Annotated in this window: 2 pseudogenes; one reads left to right on the plus strand and one right to left on the minus strand. The window is 61.4% G+C overall.

Going from position 1 to position 2,148, the window contains the following annotated elements:
* Nucleotides 1-630 precede the first annotated feature (630 nt).
* A pseudogene (locus tag E3O06_RS18050) lies at nt 631-834 on the minus strand (IS256 family transposase); the annotation flags it as partial.
* Between the two features lie 128 nt (nt 835-962).
* Here E3O06_RS18050 and E3O06_RS18055 point away from each other — a divergent pair.
* Nucleotides 963-2,024 (plus strand): annotated as a pseudogene (locus tag E3O06_RS18055) (ISL3 family transposase); the annotation flags it as partial.
* Nucleotides 2,025-2,148: the final 124 nt, after the last annotated feature.

A 2,148-nucleotide genomic window follows, 5' to 3' on the forward strand; every position in this document is an offset into this window, starting at 1 on the left:
TTGGGAACCGAACATGGGTTTTCGGAGAAGATTCTGAAGGCTCCGGGGCAGTACGAGGTGTGTGTGTCCGGGTCGACGGCGTTACTCGGCTGCAAAACCGTGACCGTTCCCCAAAACGGTGCGGGGGCGTTTGATTCTGCTGTCGGGGTGCCGGGCGGCATTCAGATTTCTGGCTGGTCGTTGGATCAGACGACGTCGGCGTCGACGTATATCTGGGTGAATGTCAATGGCTCGGGTGGTGCGTTTCGTGCGAACAAGCCCTTGTCGTGGATTCCGTCGTTGTTTCCGGGTTTGGGAACCGAACATGGGTTTTCGGAGAAGATTCTGAAGGCTCCGGGGCAGTACGAGGTGTGTGTGTCCGGGTNGCTGATCAGGAGCGCGGGACGAGTGAGGTGTCACGTCCCAGCCACCGGCGGAGGTGCGGGTGTCAATCAAGGCCGGCAGAGTGAAGACGACTGACTCCGATTTTTCCAGAATTTGGCTGGGGGAAGAGTCGAGTGGCACTACGAAACTGCCCGAATCTCACTCGAATCGGTTGAGCGCGGCCTCCGGCACGGCTGTGGTACCTCAGCTCAGCGACGCCCGGGATCACCGAGCCTGTCAAGTCTTTTGTGTAAGTGTTGGGAATGGTTAGAGGTGGGGGTAGATCATCACGAGCTGGCTGAGTGCGTGCTTCCAATTCGTGGTGATTTGGCCTTCGGCGGTGCGCTTGATGCCGCGGGCTCGGCCGCGTTCTTTGGCGCGGTCGCGGGCTCGTTTGTCTTCGATGTGACAGATGCCCAGTCAGAGCATCCTGATCACGGCGTCGTCGTTGGGGAAATGGCCCCGGCTCTTGGCTCTCCTGTCGTTACCGTGGGTTCGTTGGGAGCGCTTTAACGGCCGCACGCCGCTCTCCGCCTGGGTTTCTAACTGTCAAAGGTAAGAAACTTGGGAACGGAAGAAGCGGCGCGCGAACTCTAAGAATATGGCGCACGCTCCTCGGTGTCGAGAACACGTTCGTCGACGACATCGATCTTGACCTGGAGGGCAGGATCCTGATCGCGTCGGTGCGTCCGATGGCAGTGAAACGGAACCGCTGCGGGTCCTGTCAGAAGCGCTGCCCGCGTTACGACCTCGGTGATGGGCGGCGTCGCTGGCGTGGCTTGGACGTGGGTTCGATTCAATTTCACCTCGAAGCTGACGCGCCCCGAATGTCCTGCCGCATCCACGGCGTGACCGTCGCCGCCGTGCCGTCGGCCCGGCATTAAAGCGGTCACACGCTGTTCTTTGATGACCACGTCGCGTGGCTGGCCACGCAAACGTCTAAGACCGCCATCACCGTGCTGATGCGCATCGCGTGGCGCACCGTCGGCGCGATCATCACCCGGGTTTGGGCCGACACCGAGAAGCAGTATGACCAGTTTGCGGACCTGACCCGGATCGGGATCGACGAGATCAGTTACAAGCGCGGCCACAAGTATTTGACCTGCGTCGTCGACCACGATTCCGGCCGACTCATCTGGGCGGCACCGAGCCAGGACAAGGCCACCCTCGAGACGTTCCTTGACGCATTAGGGCCGGAACGGTCGGCGCAGATCACGCATGTTTCTGCGGACGATGCGGCCTGGATTGCCAGTGTTGTCGCGGATAGAGCGCCCAGTGCCGTTCGTTGTGCTGATCCGTTTCACGTCGTGAAGTGGGCCACCGAAGCCCTCGATGAGGTCCGACGAACCGCGTGGAACGATGCCCGCAAAGCCGCCCGGCAAAACGATGCCCGACGCACCCGTGGCCGGCCCGCCACCAACGCTCCCGCCCGCCCGGACAGCGCCCGAGACGCGGGCATCAAGAACTGCCGTTACGCCCTCTGGAAGAACCCGGAAAACCTGACAGAGAAGCAGCAAACCAAGCTCGCTTGGATCGTGTAGACCGCCCCTAGACTGGCACGCGCCTACTACCTGAAGGAAGGCCTCCGGGTGATCTTCAAACTGCCCCTCGACGAGGCGACCGAAGCCCTCGACAAATGGGTCGGCGGGGCCCGCCGCTGCTGAATCCCGTCCTTCTGTGTTTTGTCAACTTGAGGTCGGCCATTTGAGCGATAAATATCCGGCCAGTGCGGCACTGTTTCCGGCCAGTTGAGCACCGTGGTCGGAACAGCCGGTTCTCGGGGGT

The sequence above is a fragment of the Cryobacterium glaciale genome (assembly GCF_004402535.1).
Classification (GTDB): domain Bacteria; phylum Actinomycetota; class Actinomycetes; order Actinomycetales; family Microbacteriaceae; genus Cryobacterium; species Cryobacterium glaciale.